Genomic DNA, 16,736 nt, shown 5'->3' with positions numbered 1-16,736 from the left:
GTATAAGAGACAGCTCCCTGTGGGAGAGGGTTAGGGTGAGGGGGATTAAGCCATGACACGCCATATTTTTGCTTCCTTATGCCTGGATCACCAACAGGCCGAGCCTCTATACCGACAGATCTATCTGCGGATTAAAGACGCTATTGTGCAGGGCACCCTGGTGGCCAACAGCCGTTTACCTTCGGTACGCGGCTTGGCTAGCGATCTGGGGGTAGCACGTGCGACGGTTGAGAATGCCTACGCTGCGCTGGTGGCCGAAGGTTTTCTGCAAAGCCGGGGCCAGGCAGGAACCTATGTCTCCTCCCAGTTGCTGAAAATGCCTGAGCGCGCCGAGCTGTCAGCGGCTCCCCCTTTGGCGACTCCGGCACCTTCCGCATTTCAGTCTCATCCCGCCGGGCCGACGCAACCCTTCCAGCTTGGCCTGCCCGCGCTGGATGCCTTCCCACGGGCGGTATGGCAGCGCATCGTTGCCCGACAGCTGCGTGGCACCACTATGGCCTCACTGGCACACCCACCCCCTAATGGCCTGCCGGAACTGCGCGAGGCAATCGTCCATTACCTGCACCTTTCTCGTGGCATTGTTTGCCGCCCGGAACAGGTATTTATCTGCGCGGGTTATCAGGCTTTGATAGAGCTGGTGATCAACGCGCTGTTGAAACCGGGAGAGGCGGTCTGGCTGGAAGACCCAGGTTATCCGGTTACCCAGCCGCTGTTTAGCGCCGCCGGAATGCAAATTGTCCCAGTGCCGGTTGATGAAGAAGGGATGAATATTGACGCCGGTATTGCCACCCGGCCAGACGCCCGCATGGCGGTGCTGACGCCGACTCACCAAAGCCCGCTGGGCGTTACCCTCAGCCTGGCCAGGCGTATGGCGCTGCTGGATTGGGCAACCCGTCACTCGGCCTGGATCATCGAAGACGATTACGACAGCGAATGCCGCTACTACGGCAAACCCTTGCCGCCGCTAAAAAGCCTCGACCGTCAGGGGCGGGTGCTGTACGCCGGGACCTTCAGCAAAACTCTGTTTCCGGCGTTACGCATGGCCTATCTGGTGGTGCCCGCAGAGCAGACGGCGGCTTTTGAGCGCTGTAGTCAGCTGCGAGGCTGTGGTTGCCCACCGTTACTGCAAGCCGGAGTGGCCGATTTTATCAACGGCGGGCATTTTTACCGCCATCTAAAGCGCATGCGGTTGCTGTATCGCCAGCGGCGCGCATGGTTGGTGCAGGCCCTGACACAGCGGCTTGCAGACTATTTGACGGTGGCACCACAGGCCGGGGGCATCCAGATGTTGGCTCATTTGAAGGCAGGGCTCAATGACAGTGAGCTGGCCAAGAGAGCCTGGCAACAAGGGTTGTCGATACAGGCATTGTCGGATTGGCAGATGTCTTCGCCTGCCGATAATGGCTTATTGATGGGCTTTGGTAACTTTACCAGCTATAGCGAAGCAGAGCGCGCGGTGGACCGGCTGGCGGCAATTATTGAGAGCGGAAAATAAAGCGGCCCACGGAAAACCGTGGGCCAGACGCACATCTGTTTTTATGGTTAAAACCAGCTACATGGGTTAACGCCGTGCAAGCAAGACGCCGAGCACGATACCAACAGCGGCACCGATGCCTACGCCCTGCCAAGGTTTGTCTCGTACATAGCTATCGGCATTGCCAACTACGTCGCGAGCATGTTGTGTCAGGCTGCTTGAACCGCTGAAGCGTGCACGGGCATCGCGTAATATCCCTTTTGCCTTGTTGTGCAGTTCATGCAGTTCTTCTTTGGTCTTGCTGCTGGAGTCGCGTAATACTTCATCCAGCGTATCGGCCAGCAGGTTCACGTCCTGATCGATGTCTCGTTCTACTTTATCTGTCTTGTTAAACATTCGACTCTCCGTTACGACACATGTCCTTTAAGTGTAGACCATTTTGGAAAGTGTGCTGGCGATCACGAAAATTAATGGCTATCCCCGCGAATAACTAGGCTTTTTTTTGGCTTTATCCCAGCCTGAGGGCCTGGCTACAGGCTCTGTACATTTGGTTACTCAGCGAAACCAATCACTCACGGAAGCGGCGAATTGATTCCTCTATTATCTCTTCAACGGCCCAACCGGGCTTACCGAAAAACACAATCTGAGGATTTAAAGATGAAAAAAGTATTAGCGCTGATCGTTGCTGCCACCATGGGCCTGTCTTCTGTTGCTTTCGCTGCTGATACTGCGGCTGCACCGGCACCCACTGCGGCTCCTACAACTGCGGCTCCTGCGGCTGAGAAAGCTCCAGCTAAAGCGACTCACCACAAGAAAGAGCACAAGAAAGCCACCAAAAAAGCACCAGAGCAGAAAGCTCAGGCCGCTAAAAAGCACAGCAAAAAAGCGCCAGTAGCTCAGAAAGCTCAGGCTGCCAAAAAGCATCACAAAGCCGCCACCAAACCAGCTCAAAAAGCTCAGGCCGCTAAAAAACACCACAAAGCTGCCGCTACCAAAGCTCCAGTAGCTCAGAAAGCTCAGGCTGCTAAAAAGCACCACAAAGCCGCAGCTAAACCAGCTCAGAAAGCCCAGGCTGCTAAAAAACACCACAAATCAAGCAAGAAAGCCGCTGCTCCTGCTGCTAAATAAGTGAAGATAGCGGAGCCGTCAAAGGTTCCGCATCCTCTGCTGAATACTCTGACACCCGGTTTTCCGGGTGTCTTCTTTTGAGGTGAGGTCATCATGATGAACCGCTACCTGTTTGAAGTGATCTTCAGCGCCGTCACGCTATGTGGTCTGGTGGTTGCCTGGCAATTGTTCCTGGCCAGCAGCTTCCTGTAATTATTGCCCTATAGGCGTTTCGTGCAGGTGCAGCCAGCGTAGCCCGTCGGCGGTCTGGGTAAAGACCACGGTAGAATAACGCAGGGTCGCAGGTTGGCCTGGCAGCGTTTGCTTCTCGCGATAGTTGACTACGGCCCCCGTTGCCCATTCTGCGACCATCTTCATTTCTTCGATCACAATCTCCAGCCCCGGCTTTGCAGCCCGATGCGCCTGGAAAAATCCCCCCAGTTCGTTGGACCCCAGCTTGCTGCCGTTTAGGGCAATCATGCAAAAATCTGCGTGAAACCGTGCCAAGAGCGGTTGCAGTTCCCCAGCCCCTTTTCCCAGCCAGTCGGCGATAGCCACATGGGCGTCAATCACTTCGGTAAAATAACGATTCATCAGGATCCCTGTTCAGCGTTGAGATGGCGCACGATGGCGCGGTTGGTAATACGCAGGCACAGCAGCATCGGGAACAGCGTACTGGCTGCGGCGAGATAAAAACAGTAACGATAGGCCACGATCGGTTCCAAATGGCCGAGCAACAGATTGAGCAACAGGCTGAGCAGAGTAACGCCAAAGCAAAAGCTCAACTGGCGGTTGATATTCCATAACGCGCTGGCATCGGCCAACTGGGTGTCGGCAACGGTGAGAAAGGCGCAGCTTTGTGCCGTGCTGCTACACAGGCTGCCACCCAGCCCCATCAAGGCAAACGCAAAGATTTGCCAGCTATGCTGCCCGGCATCGCCGATCTGCGATAAGGCCAGCATCCCCAGCCCTTGCAAAGCACAACCGGCAATAAACAGCGGGCGCGGGCCGCAACGGTTGAAAACCTTGCCGGTCAGGGTGATGGCGGCGAAAGAGGCCAGTGACCAGGGAACCATCAGCCCGCCAACCTGAGTGGCCGACATACCCAGCTGGTTTTGCAGATACAGCATAGCCACCAGACTGACGCCAATGAACAGACCAGGGATGCACTGGTAGACGATCATGGCGATGCGTAACTGCGGATCCAATACCAGCCGCAGGTTCAGCAGTGGGTGTGGATGGCGCAGGCTGTGCCGCAGGTAGTAAGCAAACACCAACAGCCCAGCGAACAGCAAGATTGCGCCTTGCAACAGCAAATGGGGTTCGCTCAGACGGGTCAGGCCAAGCAGGATCAAGGTGAGTGCCAGGCAGGCGCTAATCAGCCCGGTGACGTCCAGCCGTTTAACCTCGCTGGCCGCAGGCTCGTTACGCAGCCAAAAAATAGCCAACAACAAGGCCAGTGCCGCCAGTGGCAGATTGCTGAAAAATACCCAGCGCCAGTCAAGATGATCGACAATCAGGCCACCCAATGCCGGGGAGAGCGCTGGAGCCAGCAGCCCCACCAGCATGATGGCGGCAGAAAGCCCGGCGCGTTCATGGCTGCGAAACAGCTGATAGGTGAGCGTTTGGCCAATCGGGATCAGCAACCCTCCGCCCATACCTTGTATCACCCGCCAGCCGATCAGTGCTTCGATCGAGCCAGCGCGGCCTGCCGCCGTGGTTGCCAGCATAAACAGCACCAACGACAGTAAAAAAACCTGCCGCCCGCCAATACGTTGCGCTAGCCAGGCGCTGAGCGGGATCACCAGCGTCAGGCCAAGCAGGTAACCATTGCTGATCCAGGCCAGTTGGCTGATGCTGGCCTGCAAAGCATGGCCGATCGCTGGGTAGGCGACGTTGGCGATAAACATGTTGATCAGATCGACAAAGAATCCGAGCAGATAGACGATTGCCACTTTAGTGCGATAAGCCATGAAGCCTCCGGTTGAAGGCGTGCAGTGTAGCGGGCGGGAAAGGGCTGATAAATCGGCGCTGGGCGATTACACTGTCAAAAATATTTTGACAGTTGGTGGGTGAAAGATGCTCAATTTAGCCAGGTTAGCGATGTTTGTGGCGGTGGTCGACACCGGCAGTTTTACCGCTGCGGCGGATGCGCTGGGGCAAACCAAGGCGGTGGTCAGTTTTAATATCAAGCAGTTGGAAAGTGAGCTAGGCGTTTCATTGCTGGTGCGCAGTACGCGGCGGCTGTCACTCACCGATGCTGGCGAGCGCTTTTACCCGCGTTGCCAACGGTTATTACAGGATGTGGAATACCTGCTCGACGATGTGCGCCGCGATCATCATGGCTTGAGTGGCATTCTGCGCATCACCAGCACGCCGGAATATGGTGCGCAGGTGGTGGTTCCGGCCTTGGCCGCCTTCGCGCAGTTGCACCCGCGCTTACGCATTCAGCACGTTTCTTCTTCTTACCATGCGGATTTGATTTCCGAGCGGTTTGACGTGGCTATCCGCCTGGGTCAACTGGCGGACTCCAATCATCATGCGGCGCTGATCGATAATTTCGCTATCTTACCGGTGGCTGCACCGGCCTATCTGGCACAGCAGCCGATCGCGTCACTGCCCCAACTGGCTCAGGCTGCCTGGCTGGCCCACAGCCGTCTCCCTTCGCCGCTGAGTTGGCAAGTACTCACCCCTGAACGTCAGGCGGTGTTATTCAAAGTGGAAGATGACGCCAGGCTGATGGCCGATAGTGCCACTGCGTTGCTGACTTTCGCGTTACAGGGGGCGGGTGTGGCCCTGCTGCCGGAATGGCTGGTTCGGCCCGTTATTGCTAACGGGCAATTGTGCCACCTGCTGCCAGATCACCAGTTTCCGGCACAGAGCATTTATGCACTCTATCCCAACACGCGCCATGTACCGGAGAAGGTCCGGGCGTTTATCGATTTCCTGCGGGCGCGGATAGCCACGGCTGAATAAAAGCCAGCACGGCAGCGATGGTTTGCTGGTGGGCATGTTCACGTTCAGCAGGAGAAGACCCACAGATAAAGGTTTCCCCTTCCTCCGCTAATATCTCCGGGGCGGCTGGCGTACAAAGCTGTAAGAAATCGAAGTGATTGCTGCCCGGCAAAACGACGGCCTTGATTGGCTGCTGCCCGCTGTGCGTTGCTAGCGACTCAGCTCCCAGACTTTCCGGATCGTTACCTGGCATAAAATGTTGCGCGGCGATGACCAGTAGCGGCGCGCTGATTTGGCGCAGGCTGGCCGGTTGCAGATAGGGCACCATGCCTGGGTCCAAGGCGATGGCGAAGCGGATGCGGGCATCGGTGTAATTAGCGTCAAACTGGGTGGCAGAGATATTGTTCTTGTTAACACCGTCATAAAACAGGCAGTTAGGCGAGCGTGGTTGGTGTTGGCAGCCGGCGATAAAATCCTTTAACGCGACTCGGCCACCAATCGCAGAAATGGCGCTGTAACCCCCTTTGGAATGCCCCGCCACGCCAATGACCTGTGTGTTAAGCCGCGGCTGCCATGTGCCATCCTTGAGCATGGCATCGATCAGCGCCGAGATATCGCGCGTTTGTTGCCACAGCTCGAGCGATTTTGCCGGGATGGAATCACCGCTGGTACTGCCCGGATGATTGGCTGCAACCACGATCATTCCTTGTTTTACCAACGCCCTCGCCAGCCAGGCTTGGCTGCTATTGTTGCCACCGCTGCCGTGGCTGATGATCATCAGTGGAAAATGTCCGGTTGCTGGCGGGGCGTCTGGCAGAGCAGGGATGCCTGCAAATACCGGCCTGCCACCGACCTGTTGCAGTTGGCCTTGAGCGTTTGTGGGGTAATAGATGCGGGTGACCAATGGGCGATCGCCGTTATAAAACGTTTGCAGGCGGCTAGCAACCTGCCAGGGCGCGGCGGTGGCGACACTGCTAAACAGCAGACACAGGATCCAGAACTTTTTCATAATTGCTCCTTTAAAGGGGAAAACCAAACCATGGCATCCGCGTTATCCTGGCGCGACCTAGATCGCGATCCAGGTCGTTAAGCGATTGTTTTAGCTGATTATGGTCTCTACACTGGGGCGTTCCCGAATAACCACAGAGGTAACATGCCGCTTATCCCGCTGTCTTTTCTCTTCAGCCTGTTGTGCCTGGCGTTGATCGTGCGCCTGGGTTGGCCACGGCCACACCGTTGGTTGCTACAGCTGTTGCTGTTGATCTGCGCCTGGCAAAGCCTGCTGGTGGGGATACGTTTTGGCTATCAGCAACCTTGGGTCGCTATTTTGCAGCCGCTGGGGGCCGCCCTGATCCCGCCATTGTGTTATCTGGTGCTGATGTTACAAGCCCGTGGGCCGATCGGGTGGCGCGTCGTTGGGCATCTGACGTTCCCGCTGCTGGTGATATTGGTGCAGTGGCGCGCATTGGCGGCGCTGGATGGGCTGATCGTTATTGGCTATCTCGGTTACGGCGCGGCTATTTTGCTGTACCTGCGGCGCGGCGAGAATGCTTTGCAGCAGGTGGCACTGGCGGACAGTTGGCTGAGCTATCGCTTATGGTGCGGATTAGGCGGCCTGCTGATCGTCTGCGGCCTGACCGAGTTGGCGATCACCCTGGATTATTCGCTTTTAGCCGGTAGGCATGCTGGTGCACTGGCGGCCTTTGGCAATGTGATGATGGTCCTGGGGGTAGGTTTAGTGCTTGGCCGTGAGCGCCAACAGCCGGAACCCGAAGAGCAGACCTTGCCACCAGCGAAAACCGAGGCGCTAACAGAGGATGACGAGCACTGCTTTGAGCTGATCAACCAGCGGCTACGCCAGGACGATCTCTATCTGGAACCGGCGCTGAACCTGGCCCGGTTAGCGCGCAAGGTGGGCATACCGGCACGTAAGGTCTCCCAGGCGATTAACCAGCAGGCGGGGATGAACGTATCCCAATACGTGAATCAATTACGCATTCAGCAAGCGGCGCAGTGGTTGAGCAGCAGCGATCGCCCGGTGACCGAGATTATGCTGGAGGCCGGTTTCAGCACCAAATCCAACTTTAACCGTGAGTTTCTGCGGGTTCAGGGGATGAGCCCCAGCGAATGGCGTAGGCAACAGGCGGGTGGTCTATAGCTGCAGATTATTCCTAAACCAGAATGAGTACGGATAAATTAATTGTTTCATCTCCTGATTACGGTAAGGTCGCAAAGCTACCCAGAACTGAGAGGAGAAATAGATGTATTTACGGCCGGATGAAGTGGCTAAGGTGTTAGAGAGTACCGGTTTTGAGCGTGATTATGTCACCGATCAGACCTACGGTTTTCGCAAGGGCGAGCACTACGTGTATGTGAATCGGGAAGCGCGAATGGGCAGAATGGCGTTGGTGATCCACCCGGCGTTGAAAGAGAAGAGCCTCCATTTTGCTACGCCGACCTCGTTGATGCGAAACAGCGAGCAGTATCTCGAGTTTCCTCTGGATTTAAGCGGTGATACGCCCAACACGCGTTACGGCATTCCTCACGGTTTCAGCTCCCGCGATGCGCTCTCGCGCTATCTCTACAGCATGTTCCTTTAAACTCTCCCCCGTTGCCGGGGGAAAGCTTCACCAGTTGGTCAGCGCTTCCCGGTTATAACGTTCATTGTAGGCCCGGCGGAACTGCGCCAGTTCAAACGCATCCAGATCCAGTTCGGCAAAGTAAAACAGCGCCGCCTCGGTGTGCTCGGCGTGCAGTTCCGGCGACAGCCCGGCGCGCAGCAGCGTTTCCCGCCACAGGCCAATCTGCTCATCGTCCGCCTGCTTGATAAACGTCAGGTAGATAAACAGCATATAGGCGGCCTGATGCATCTCTTCGGTATAGCCGTTGTTCAACATGCGGATAAAGCTTTGGCTGTGGCGGCTGCCCATCTCCTGCAGCATGGACTCCACCAGCATCGGCTTTACTTTCAGCAAATGCGCCAGTGAATCTATCGCCTTGCGGGTGTCGGAAGTCAGGACACGATAGCCAATAATGAAAACTACGATCAGGGCGGCGATGATGATCCACGTCATGTATGATTTTTACCGTCTTGGTGCGCAGCATACGCGCCTGAAATTGTCAGTGTTGCTCGCCGCTGAAATTGTCTGCGGCCCGTTGTTTATTATGGACATGGCGATTAAAGGTCGCGGCATCTTGTGCCAGCGCATCCAAATGGGCACCCAGCATTTTGATCTGCTTGACCAGGGCATGCTGTTCCGGCACCGAACTGGCGGTGCTTAGTTTGTTGACCAGTTGTTCATTCTGCATGCGCAGCGCGGTTTCACGCCGTTGCGCTTCGGCCAGCTGTTGTTGCAGAGCCTGGTAGCTTTGTTGCCATTCACGGTGCTGCTGTTCGAAGCTGGCTTGTAACTCATTCATTGCATTCTGAAACTGGATTTCCAGCTCGCGCATATTCATGGGTTGGATCCTTTGCGGCACTCAATAATGGCCTGCAGTATAACGAAAAGCGCTCATAACCTCACCCGTTGCCGTCAATTCCTCGCTTGCAACTCTGGCAAGGCGTCTTACAATCATCCCATTCTCCCTAAAAACAACGGCCCGCCGGTGGGTGAAATCTCCCGAGAGTGATGTGAAATGAGCAACGAAGAGAACGATTTTTTTGCCCAGGCGATGGCCGATGTGAGGCCGTTATCCGCGGGGCAATCCACGCTGTATCTCAAGGCGCAGGATCCCGTCGATAAACGTGCTCGCCGGGAAGCTCAGGCGTTACAGTTGGAGAATTTCCTCAGTACTGGCTTTCTGGACATTATTCCCTGCGATACCCCGTTGGAATATAAGGGAGAAGGTATTCAGCAAGGGGTGCTAGATAAGCTGCGTCACGGCCACTATCCGCCACAGGTCAGCCTCAATCTGCTGCGCCAACCGGTCGAGAACTGCCGCCAGGCGCTGTTCCGCTTTATCATCCAGGCGGAGAAAGACAGCCTGCGTTCGTTGTTGATTGTGCATGGCCGTGGGCGCACAGATCAAAGCCATCCGAACATCATCCGCAGCTACCTGGCCAAATGGCTGGGGCAGTTTGAACAGGTGCAGGCGTTTTGCCGGGCACTGCCACGTGATGGAGGTGAGGGGGCGTGCTACGTCACCTTACGCAAGTCTGCCGCAGCCAAGGCGGATAACTTCGAACGCCATGCCAAACATAGCCGTTAAGGTGTGAGCATGGCGGCGCAGGGGAGCGCCGCCATAGAGGGAACGTTAGCGGTTAAACCACTTATAATCCAGAGAGTAACGGCCAGCACCTGTGACGGCAAGCAGCAGCAGGCCAGCGATAATACTGATGTTTTTAAAGAAGTTGATCTCGTTGCCGATCATTTCTGCCCCGCTAAAACGCCAGAATGGGTGGCCGATAAAGGCGGTTCCCAGCACATAGAGTGCATAAATGATGGCTATCGGCCGGGTGAAGGCCCCCAGCACGATGAAGATACCGAAAATGAACTCCACCACCACGGCGACAACCGCGGCCAGGTAGGGCATCGGCGTGCCGTAGCCCTCCATTGCCGTGACCGTGGCACCAAAGTTGGTCAGCTTCATCCAACCGAAAATCAGAAACAGGATCATCAGCAAAATTCTGGCCAACAGAATGGTGCCGTCTTTTAAACTTTCGCTCATTGTGAACCCCTTAACCACTACCCAAAATAGGTTGCTGTACCTGGTAAATACTAGATCAACTTCACATTTTATCTAGCGAGAAGGCATGAGAGAGTTCACGGAATATCAGCAGACGCCGAAGTCGTCGTCTTCGTGATAGGGGTTCACTTCATTGGCCTGTACCTCGGTGCGTTGCTCGACCCCCAGTTCGACCCAACTGCATACCAACGCCTCTCCATCCTCTTCGATAACGGTCATTTTTGGCCCACCGGTTTTACGCTGCACAAAATCACCCACGTTAAATGACATATCGTTTCTCCAGATCTGTTAGGGGGAAAACTGAGTATAGGAGACCGCAGGCATTCCTCTATAAACATCTCTCAGCCGCCACATATGCTGCGCTTATCCAGATTATCAATGGGCTAACTCAGAACGCCCCCTATCACCAAACATTGCTCCATTGCCACATTGCGTAGGGGCGCTGCATGCTGCGCCCGTTCAGATCATCAATGGCTTAGCTCGGGACGAACCCTCTGCTGCGCCCGTCCAGATACGAGGTGAATTGCCGTTTGTGCCTGAATTGGTTAAGTATTATGCTGACAGCAGGAAAATCACTCTATTTAGGGAACATCATGACAATTGAAATCCGCCCGGCGGTGAAAGCCGATGCCAAGCTAATTCTGGATATGATCATCGAGCTGGCCGTGTACGAAAAGGCTCGTGATGAGGTGCGCACCAACCAGGCAGAGATCGAAGAAAGCCTGTTTGGCCCCAACGCCTGTGCAGAGGCGCTGATTTGCAGTGTCAACGGCGAGCCAGCAGGCTATGCGGTGTTCTTTATGAGCTACTCGACCTGGCTGGGTAAGAACGGCATCTACCTGGAAGATTTGTATATCACTCCCAAGTTCCGTGGGGCGGGAACGGGCAAAGCCTTGCTGCGCCATATCGCTCAGCTTGCTTGCGAACGTCGTTGCGGACGCCTGGAATGGAGCGTGCTGGACTGGAATCAGCCAGCGATTGATTTCTATCTCAGCATTGGTGCGGCTGCGCAAGATGAATGGGTACGCTATCGTATGGAAGGTAAAGTACTCGAGCAGTTTGCCATGTCTTGATCTGCGCCCGCTTCGGGGGAGGCATCTCCTCCGAAGGTTGAGATTTAATGCTTTTTTCCACTATTGGCGCTATCCTCCCGCGATAGTGCTGCACCAATACCGTCATTTTCTGCTCGTTTTTCCCCCTGTTTTGTCCTGTGAGGTTTCCTACAACACCCATCGATGGGCGGCTTTGCCTCGCCTGGTTACACTAGAGCCAATAAAAATAAGGAGGTCTTATGCGGGACATTCAACAGGTTTTGGGGCGTTGGGGCGTGTGGGCAAGAGAAAGCTCTTCTCTGGGATATTCGCATATCGCCGCCGGTTTTAAAGGGTTGCTGCCGGGCAGTAGCAAACAGCAGGCCTCTTGCTGTGACGAGGACGGCTTGGTGGTGGATCGCGCCGTTGCTCACCTGCAGGCCCTACGTCAGCCGGAGGAGCTGGAACTGATCTTGCGTTACTACGTTTACGGGCAATCGAAGTCCGCCATCGCTCGCGGCTGGAAATGTTCGGAAGGCCGGGTAAGGCAACAGATGCAGGTGGCAGAAAGTTTTATCGAGGGTTGTCTGGTCAGCCAGAATATTCGTTTGGAAATGGATAGATAAACTATTACCGATAATAAAAAAAAGGTTTTTTAAATTGAAGTAATTACAACCCCGCAATGCGGGGTGGTTTTGTTATTTTAAATAAATGGCGAAAAATAATTTAATAAAAATCTATTCGCTACGAGTTTTATCTAGTAAATTGATAGCGTGGTTGTTGCGTTATCGCAGTTGATAAAAATATTTTTTAAAATAAACTTCTCGCTACGAATTATATCAGCTAGAGTGCTATTACTGGTTTAATCCAAGGTGATGCACTCTTATCAATATGGTTAAACCAGGAGGCGCCATGAGCACCTTGCGTATCAATGATTTGTTTGAGTCCAGGTTAATGGCCTGGGCTGAAGAGAACAATATTAAATACACCTTGGCTAATGTGACGTTTACGGCGGATGACGATCTTCATCTGGAACCGTTTATTGCTCCGGAGCCTGCGGTGGCGTTAGGTATTTCCCAAGAGGTGCAGACCTACAGCGGGAATTATCAGGTTAATATTGTAATGAAGAAAGGGACCGGCGCGAAAACTGGCTATCAACTGGCGGAGGAGATTATCTCATTATTCCCCCGGGGATTGGTGCTGGCGGACGATGCTTTTAACTGTTATGTCAATGCTGGCGGTAATATCCTGCCAGCGATTGCCAAAGATGAACTATATACCCTGCCGGTCACCATCGGTTATTGGGCCGGGTATTAATGCCACAATAGTGTAGTAAACATCGCTGGGAGGGAACTCTCCAGCAAGTAAACCAAGCATACCGCCATCCGGCGGTTTTTTTATATCTGAAATTGGAGAATTACCATGGGTTTTGCATTACCAAATGGCGCCACCGTATTTGCTGGCGCGCCAACAGCACCAGGCGTAGTTACTACCGCAGTCAGCAATGCTAACGGCGCCGTATTTACCGTGGCCACCGGCCACACTCTGAAAGTGGGTGACATCGTGATGGTACGTTCCGGTTGGGGCCTGATCGACAGCCTGGTGGCCAAGATCACTGCCCAAGTGGATACCAGTATCACCATCGGTGCCATCAATACCACCGACGTGAGCTTCTTCCCGGCCGGTGGCGGCAAAGGCTCCTTGCAGAAGATCGCCAGCTGGACGCAAATTCCTCAGATCACCGAGGTAGCGCAGTCTGGCGGCGATCAGCAATACGTGCAGGTGCAGTTCCTGGAAGACGATCGTCAGCGTAACCTGGCCACCTTTAAAGCGGCCAAAACGCAGACCTTTACCTTTGCACACGATGCTTCCCAGCCAATCTACAGCCTGCTGCAGGATGCCGATCGCAATGGCGTCACGCTGGCGTTCTACATGCACGTGCCAAAAGCCAAGGAGCTGCGCTACTGGTCTGCGGTACCGGCTTTTGATCCGCAACCGACCACCGCGGTTAACCAGGTTGAAACCGTGCAGGTGGCGCTGGCGGTGCAGTCTTGCGATATGACGTTCTATAAAGTGACTGCTTAAACAGTCCATCAGCGAGCCCGATATTTTTCGGGCTCGATTTTTTTGCCGAATTATTTAACGATAGAGAGATAATCATGACCGAATTTAACCTGACACCGAATCCAACCTTTAAAGTCGACGTCAGCATTCCTCGCGCAGGTGACAGTGATGGGGTATTGACGTTTACTTTCAAACACAAAAAGCGCAGTGAATTGGAAAAACTGGAGAAAGCGCTTCGTGAGGCCAGCGAAGAGCAGTTGAGCTCTGGCAACTATAGCAATCTACCGATGGCCGACTTCTTACGTGAGATCTGCGCCACTTGGACTTTACCCGATGAGTTGAATCAGGAAAGTCTAATCACTTTGCTGGACAACTATCCACGTGCTTTTGATGCTATCGCTACGGCTTATACCAAAGAGCTGATGGCGGTACGAGAAAAAAACTAATCGCGCTTGCTGAAGCCTTCTATTCTCCGGAAACGCCCCGTGAAGAACTGGCCGCATTTGGTCTATCTCCCGATGACTATGAAACAACCGTTCTCGATGTTTGGCCGGATATGCAGCCTGCATTCCAACTTTTTCAAGCGATGGCAACCCAATGGCGTACCGGTATGGGAGGTATTACGGGGTTAGATTACAATTGCCTTCCCTGGTTAATGCGGGTTTATGCCGTGGAGGATGAAGCAAGCGTGTTAAATGACATCCGAATTATGGAAACCGCAGCGCTTAAGGTGATCCACCAAAAATAATCGTCTGCGATGATGCCAGCCTTGAGCTGGCTTTATTGTTATAGCCAGGAGTAAGGCATGGCAGATATTACAACTATGACGCTGCGTGTTAATGCCAGTGATTTGCAGCGAGCTAATAGAGATCTGGTTGATTTGCAAAGCAACATTTCTGTGTCAACGAGTCGATTCGAAATGTTGAATCGTACGTTACGCAGCGGAATGCAGGAGATCAGCCGTTATAGCAATATTGGTAGACAACTGTCTCAGCTAGGAGATAGTACCAATGCATTTATCGTTAACTTGAGAAGAAGCACTGCAGCAATAGAAGAATACCGGCAAGCGCTGGAAGGGATGCAGGGACAAGCTTCGAATACAGCTTCCATTTCTGGCTCTACCTCTGGAGATTTTGGTTGGAAAGAGGCTTTGGACCAAGGTTCACAGCTAGTAGATACCTATGATCAGGTGCAGAAAGTACTTGCTCCATTAGGAAGGATGGCTGCTCCGGTTGCTTTAACTGTGGGTTCAATCGCATTGCTTGGTACCGCATATTATCAAGGTGCAAAAGAGTCTGAAGAATTTAACAGGCAGTTAATCCTAACCGGTAATTATGCAGGGAAGAGCTCGGATCAATTACAGGATTTGGCGCGTAAATATGCTGATTTGGGGGGCGGTATGGATACCGCCTCTGAAACCATAGCAAAAATAGTTGGAACCGGTGCATTCTCCGGCGAGCAAATTGACGGGGTAACAAAAGGTGTCTTGGCGCTGCAACAAGCCACCGGCCAGACCGCAGAGCAGGCTATCAATGCGTATAAGAAAATATTTACCGATCCGATAACCAGTGCTTATGAATTAAATAAAGCCTATAATTATTTGTCTGTCGCTGAATTTGAACATATTCTTCAGTTGGAAGAACAAGGGAAGGTTGCAGAAGCTAGCGACTTAATTGCACAAAAGACAGCAATTACTTTCGAAGAACGAGCAAATAAATTAGTAGAAAATTTAGGGTATATAGATAAAGCAGTTCGTATAGCTACATCTGGTTGGGATTCATTCTGGAATATGCTGAAAGGTATCGGTCGAGATGATAGCCTGTCAGATCAACTTAAAGCTGCTCGGTTGGAAGTCTCTTCTATAAAGAGCAGTTTGAATATGTCTCGCGGTTTTGATACGCCAGCTAATTCAGATTATGGTAATTACTCACGGCCCATAGTGGATAAAGAAAAGATAATAGCAGATGCTGAAGGAAAAGTATGGCTTCTTGAGTTAGTTACCACATTGCAAGACGATGTTTCTGCGGCGACTGCTGCAGAAAATGTTGCTCAGAGATCAACTTTTGAACAGTTAATTGAAGAGTATAAGAAGAGACTGGCACTTCGAAATAGACCAACAGAAAAAGTATATTCAATCCCTAACGTAAAGCTAGTTGAAAACAAAATAGAGCCTTATCAGTCTCATAAGGACGATACACAAGTTCTTCTAAAGCAATCTTCATCTGACTATATTAAAAACATGACGGAACGGCAGGAGGTTTTACGTGATAGCGCTGGTAAAAGTAATCGAACTATCCAGCGTGATGCAAGCAAGTCCCAATTTAAGAAAGAATGGATTCAAAAAGGTGGAGAACCATCAGGGATTGATTATGAAAGTCAATTAAAAGCCCTTACTGACTTCCATGCAGCTGAGGACGAAATCCGCGGTAGTTGGCTTGATGGAGCACAAAAAGGCTGGAGTGAGTATCTGGACTCCGCGACCAATGTGTACGACTCAATGGCCAATATCGGTCAGGCCACCTTTAGCGGTTTATCAGACATGCTTACCAGCATGGTGACCACTGGCAAAGCCAACTTCCAAGAGTTTACCGCCTCAATCCTTAAAATGATTATCCAGGTGATTAACCAACTGCTGGTGGCTTTTGTCATGCAAAAAGCTATGGGTTGGATTGGTGGTGCCTTTACTCCCGCCGCCACAGGCAAATCCAGCGGTGGTTATACCGGCGACGGCGGTAAATACGATCAGGCGGGCGTGGTACACCGTGGCGAGTTCGTGATGACCAAAGAGGCTACCCAGCGGATCGGTGTGGGTAATCTCTACGCCATGATGCGCGGCTATGCGGATGGCGGCCTGGTGGGTGGCAACAAAGCCCCGATGTACGGCCTGGCGGCAGAGCAGGGGGGCGGCATTACGGTCAACAGCACCGTGGTCATGAACAATGACGGCTCGGCGAATGCGGCCAATAGCTCCTCTGCCGGTGACGGCATGGGCAAGCTGGTGCAGGGCATCGTTAATCAGGCAATCACCGAACGTTTGGGCAAAGAGCTCAAGCCGGGCGGCCTGATCTGGAATGCCTCAGCGGCCCGCTGAATCTCTTTATCAATCATCAATAGTAACAACCGCAGTCTGGCATCAGGCCTCATTAATTGCTCCTCAATCGTTGTTTCCCCTCACCCCAACCCTCTCCCACAGGGAGAGGGAGCTGGTATGGTGCCGTGTTCAGGTACATAAGTAACCTGTAACAAGGGTGATAGGAAAGACTAATGCATGATCGAATATGTGGCACGTACTGTCCCCTCTCCCTGTGGGAGAGATACCGTCTTGTCGGCTATCCGGCAAGCGGTATTTCCGCATTAAATGTCTTTCCTGATTTCACCACACCATAGGCCAGTTGCAGCAGTTTTCGCATCGCCGCACA

At 53.1% G+C, this 16,736-nt stretch carries 21 protein-coding genes; 13 read left to right on the top strand and 8 right to left on the bottom strand.

What is annotated here, in order from left to right; translation table 11 throughout:
* Positions 1–52: 52 nt before the first annotated feature.
* Positions 53–1,495 carry a PLP-dependent aminotransferase family protein gene (locus ACMV5I_RS27730; RefSeq protein ID WP_414825775.1) on the top strand — a complete coding sequence of 481 codons (1,443 nt, stop codon included), beginning with the start codon at positions 53–55 and terminating at the stop codon, positions 1,493–1,495.
* 66 nt (positions 1,496–1,561) lie between these two features.
* On the opposite strand, the gene ACMV5I_RS27725 is transcribed toward ACMV5I_RS27730, so the two are convergent.
* Positions 1,562–1,870 carry a DUF883 family protein gene (locus tag ACMV5I_RS27725; protein ID WP_121607633.1) on the bottom strand — a complete coding sequence of 103 codons (309 nt, stop codon included), beginning with the start codon at positions 1,868–1,870 and terminating at the stop codon, positions 1,562–1,564.
* Positions 1,871–2,131: 261 nt separating this feature from the next.
* Here ACMV5I_RS27725 and asr point away from each other — a divergent pair, with 261 nt between their 5' ends.
* On the top strand, positions 2,132–2,602 hold the full coding sequence (gene asr, locus ACMV5I_RS27720) for an acid resistance repetitive basic protein Asr (RefSeq protein WP_024530923.1): 471 nt from the start codon (positions 2,132–2,134) through the stop codon (positions 2,600–2,602).
* A 192-nt stretch (positions 2,603–2,794) separates the two neighbouring features.
* Here the strand turns inward: asr and ACMV5I_RS27715 are convergent, their stop codons facing one another.
* Both ACMV5I_RS27715 and ACMV5I_RS27710 read right to left on the bottom strand, forming a co-directional pair.
* Positions 2,795–3,175: a DUF4440 domain-containing protein gene (locus tag ACMV5I_RS27715; protein ID WP_284122232.1), complete on the bottom strand. Its 381-nt coding sequence runs from the start codon at positions 3,173–3,175 to the stop codon at positions 2,795–2,797.
* Positions 3,175–4,554, bottom strand: coding sequence for an MFS transporter (locus tag ACMV5I_RS27710; protein ID WP_121607631.1), 1,380 nt, complete (start codon positions 4,552–4,554; stop codon positions 3,175–3,177). Before ACMV5I_RS27710 ends, ACMV5I_RS27715 begins: the two co-directional genes overlap by 1 nt.
* A 106-nt stretch (positions 4,555–4,660) precedes the next feature.
* Between ACMV5I_RS27710 and ACMV5I_RS27705 the strand changes: the two genes are divergently transcribed.
* A complete protein-coding gene (locus tag ACMV5I_RS27705) occupies positions 4,661–5,557 on the top strand; it encodes a LysR family transcriptional regulator (RefSeq protein WP_414825774.1) in 897 nt (298 codons plus the stop codon).
* On the opposite strand, the gene ACMV5I_RS27700 is transcribed toward ACMV5I_RS27705, so the two are convergent.
* Positions 5,517–6,545: an alpha/beta hydrolase family protein gene (locus ACMV5I_RS27700; RefSeq protein WP_414825773.1), complete on the bottom strand. Its 1,029-nt coding sequence runs from the start codon at positions 6,543–6,545 to the stop codon at positions 5,517–5,519. The two genes, ACMV5I_RS27705 and ACMV5I_RS27700, sit on opposite strands and share 41 nt — an antisense overlap.
* Before the next feature lie 144 nt (positions 6,546–6,689).
* Between ACMV5I_RS27700 and ACMV5I_RS27695 the strand changes: the two genes are divergently transcribed.
* Positions 6,690–7,694 (top strand): helix-turn-helix domain-containing protein, encoded by a 1,005-nt coding sequence (locus ACMV5I_RS27695; protein ID WP_414825772.1) that lies wholly within the window; start codon positions 6,690–6,692, stop codon positions 7,692–7,694.
* Between the two features lie 103 nt (positions 7,695–7,797).
* Complete coding sequence (locus ACMV5I_RS27690; protein WP_021178947.1) at positions 7,798–8,136, top strand: DUF2002 family protein; 339 nt, start codon at positions 7,798–7,800, stop codon at positions 8,134–8,136.
* 27 nt (positions 8,137–8,163) lie between these two features.
* Here ACMV5I_RS27690 and ACMV5I_RS27685 read toward each other — a convergent pair whose 3' ends face one another.
* A complete protein-coding gene (locus ACMV5I_RS27685; protein WP_121607627.1) occupies positions 8,164–8,610 on the bottom strand; it encodes a DUF1198 family protein in 447 nt (148 codons plus the stop codon).
* Between the two features lie 46 nt (positions 8,611–8,656).
* Positions 8,657–8,995 (bottom strand): MbeD/MobD family mobilization/exclusion protein, encoded by a 339-nt coding sequence (locus tag ACMV5I_RS27680; protein ID WP_024485125.1) that lies wholly within the window; start codon positions 8,993–8,995, stop codon positions 8,657–8,659.
* Between the two features lie 177 nt (positions 8,996–9,172).
* Between ACMV5I_RS27680 and smrA the strand changes: the two genes are divergently transcribed.
* On the top strand, positions 9,173–9,745 hold the full coding sequence (gene smrA, locus ACMV5I_RS27675; protein ID WP_037376550.1) for a DNA endonuclease SmrA: 573 nt from the start codon (positions 9,173–9,175) through the stop codon (positions 9,743–9,745).
* A 45-nt stretch (positions 9,746–9,790) separates the two neighbouring features.
* Here smrA and ACMV5I_RS27670 read toward each other — a convergent pair whose 3' ends face one another.
* Together ACMV5I_RS27670 and ACMV5I_RS27665 are read right to left on the bottom strand one after the other, a co-directional pair.
* Positions 9,791–10,204 (bottom strand): DoxX family protein, encoded by a 414-nt coding sequence (locus tag ACMV5I_RS27670; protein WP_024485123.1) that lies wholly within the window; start codon positions 10,202–10,204, stop codon positions 9,791–9,793.
* Between the two features lie 105 nt (positions 10,205–10,309).
* Positions 10,310–10,492, bottom strand: a complete 183-nt coding sequence (locus tag ACMV5I_RS27665; RefSeq protein WP_024485122.1) for a YodC family protein — start codon at positions 10,490–10,492, stop codon at positions 10,310–10,312.
* Positions 10,493–10,815: 323 nt separating this feature from the next.
* Between ACMV5I_RS27665 and ACMV5I_RS27660 the strand changes: the two genes are divergently transcribed.
* From ACMV5I_RS27660 to ACMV5I_RS27630, 7 genes are all read left to right on the top strand, one after another.
* On the top strand, positions 10,816–11,295 hold the full coding sequence (locus tag ACMV5I_RS27660) for a GNAT family N-acetyltransferase (RefSeq protein WP_024485121.1): 480 nt from the start codon (positions 10,816–10,818) through the stop codon (positions 11,293–11,295).
* Between the two features lie 218 nt (positions 11,296–11,513).
* The gene (locus ACMV5I_RS27655) at positions 11,514–11,879 is read left to right on the top strand and encodes an antiterminator Q family protein (RefSeq protein WP_021807641.1); all 366 of its coding nucleotides are present in this window, start codon (positions 11,514–11,516) and stop codon (positions 11,877–11,879) included.
* Positions 11,880–12,165: 286 nt separating this feature from the next.
* Positions 12,166–12,570, top strand: a complete 405-nt coding sequence (locus tag ACMV5I_RS27650; RefSeq protein WP_414825771.1) for a phage tail terminator-like protein — start codon at positions 12,166–12,168, stop codon at positions 12,568–12,570.
* A 105-nt stretch (positions 12,571–12,675) separates the two neighbouring features.
* Positions 12,676–13,338: a phage tail protein gene (locus tag ACMV5I_RS27645; RefSeq protein WP_098929981.1), complete on the top strand. Its 663-nt coding sequence runs from the start codon at positions 12,676–12,678 to the stop codon at positions 13,336–13,338.
* 74 nt (positions 13,339–13,412) lie between these two features.
* Positions 13,413–13,763: a phage tail assembly chaperone gene (locus tag ACMV5I_RS27640; RefSeq protein ID WP_029711939.1), complete on the top strand. Its 351-nt coding sequence runs from the start codon at positions 13,413–13,415 to the stop codon at positions 13,761–13,763.
* Positions 13,763–14,065 carry a DUF1799 domain-containing protein gene (locus ACMV5I_RS27635; protein ID WP_051372453.1) on the top strand — a complete coding sequence of 101 codons (303 nt, stop codon included), beginning with the start codon at positions 13,763–13,765 and terminating at the stop codon, positions 14,063–14,065. The genes ACMV5I_RS27640 and ACMV5I_RS27635 overlap by 1 nt, the downstream gene beginning before the upstream one ends.
* A gap of 57 nt (positions 14,066–14,122) precedes the next feature.
* Entirely contained in the window at positions 14,123–16,408 is a 2,286-nt protein-coding gene (locus tag ACMV5I_RS27630; protein WP_414825770.1) for a phage tail tape measure protein, read from the top strand.
* Positions 16,409–16,736: the final 328 nt, after the last annotated feature.

Origin of the sequence: Serratia sp. T13T92 (assembly GCF_047530105.1) — a bacterium.
In the GTDB taxonomy this organism is placed as follows: Bacteria; Pseudomonadota; Gammaproteobacteria; order Enterobacterales; family Enterobacteriaceae; genus Chania; species Chania fonticola.
This window is presented reverse-complemented; position numbering and strand designations above follow the sequence as displayed.

Bases quoted from the DNA above. Each gene is read 5' to 3' on its own strand.
- ACMV5I_RS27730 (WP_414825775.1), top strand. From the start codon at position 53: ATGACACGCCATATTTTTGCTTCCTTATGCCTGGATCACCAACAGGCC.
- ACMV5I_RS27725 (WP_121607633.1), bottom strand. From the start codon at position 1,870: ATGTTTAACAAGACAGATAAAGTAGAACGAGACATCGATCAGGACGTG.
- asr (WP_024530923.1), top strand. From the start codon at position 2,132: ATGAAAAAAGTATTAGCGCTGATCGTTGCTGCCACCATGGGCCTGTCT.
- ACMV5I_RS27715 (WP_284122232.1), bottom strand. From the start codon at position 3,175: ATGAATCGTTATTTTACCGAAGTGATTGACGCCCATGTGGCTATCGCC.
- ACMV5I_RS27710 (WP_121607631.1), bottom strand. From the start codon at position 4,554: ATGGCTTATCGCACTAAAGTGGCAATCGTCTATCTGCTCGGATTCTTT.
- ACMV5I_RS27705 (WP_414825774.1), top strand. From the start codon at position 4,661: ATGCTCAATTTAGCCAGGTTAGCGATGTTTGTGGCGGTGGTCGACACC.
- ACMV5I_RS27700 (WP_414825773.1), bottom strand. From the start codon at position 6,545: ATGAAAAAGTTCTGGATCCTGTGTCTGCTGTTTAGCAGTGTCGCCACC.
- ACMV5I_RS27695 (WP_414825772.1), top strand. From the start codon at position 6,690: ATGCCGCTTATCCCGCTGTCTTTTCTCTTCAGCCTGTTGTGCCTGGCG.
- ACMV5I_RS27690 (WP_021178947.1), top strand. From the start codon at position 7,798: ATGTATTTACGGCCGGATGAAGTGGCTAAGGTGTTAGAGAGTACCGGT.
- ACMV5I_RS27685 (WP_121607627.1), bottom strand. From the start codon at position 8,610: ATGACGTGGATCATCATCGCCGCCCTGATCGTAGTTTTCATTATTGGC.
- ACMV5I_RS27680 (WP_024485125.1), bottom strand. From the start codon at position 8,995: ATGAATATGCGCGAGCTGGAAATCCAGTTTCAGAATGCAATGAATGAG.
- smrA (WP_037376550.1), top strand. From the start codon at position 9,173: ATGAGCAACGAAGAGAACGATTTTTTTGCCCAGGCGATGGCCGATGTG.
- ACMV5I_RS27670 (WP_024485123.1), bottom strand. From the start codon at position 10,204: ATGAGCGAAAGTTTAAAAGACGGCACCATTCTGTTGGCCAGAATTTTG.
- ACMV5I_RS27665 (WP_024485122.1), bottom strand. From the start codon at position 10,492: ATGTCATTTAACGTGGGTGATTTTGTGCAGCGTAAAACCGGTGGGCCA.
- ACMV5I_RS27660 (WP_024485121.1), top strand. From the start codon at position 10,816: ATGACAATTGAAATCCGCCCGGCGGTGAAAGCCGATGCCAAGCTAATT.
- ACMV5I_RS27655 (WP_021807641.1), top strand. From the start codon at position 11,514: ATGCGGGACATTCAACAGGTTTTGGGGCGTTGGGGCGTGTGGGCAAGA.
- ACMV5I_RS27650 (WP_414825771.1), top strand. From the start codon at position 12,166: ATGAGCACCTTGCGTATCAATGATTTGTTTGAGTCCAGGTTAATGGCC.
- ACMV5I_RS27645 (WP_098929981.1), top strand. From the start codon at position 12,676: ATGGGTTTTGCATTACCAAATGGCGCCACCGTATTTGCTGGCGCGCCA.
- ACMV5I_RS27640 (WP_029711939.1), top strand. From the start codon at position 13,413: ATGACCGAATTTAACCTGACACCGAATCCAACCTTTAAAGTCGACGTC.
- ACMV5I_RS27630 (WP_414825770.1), top strand. From the start codon at position 14,123: ATGGCAGATATTACAACTATGACGCTGCGTGTTAATGCCAGTGATTTG.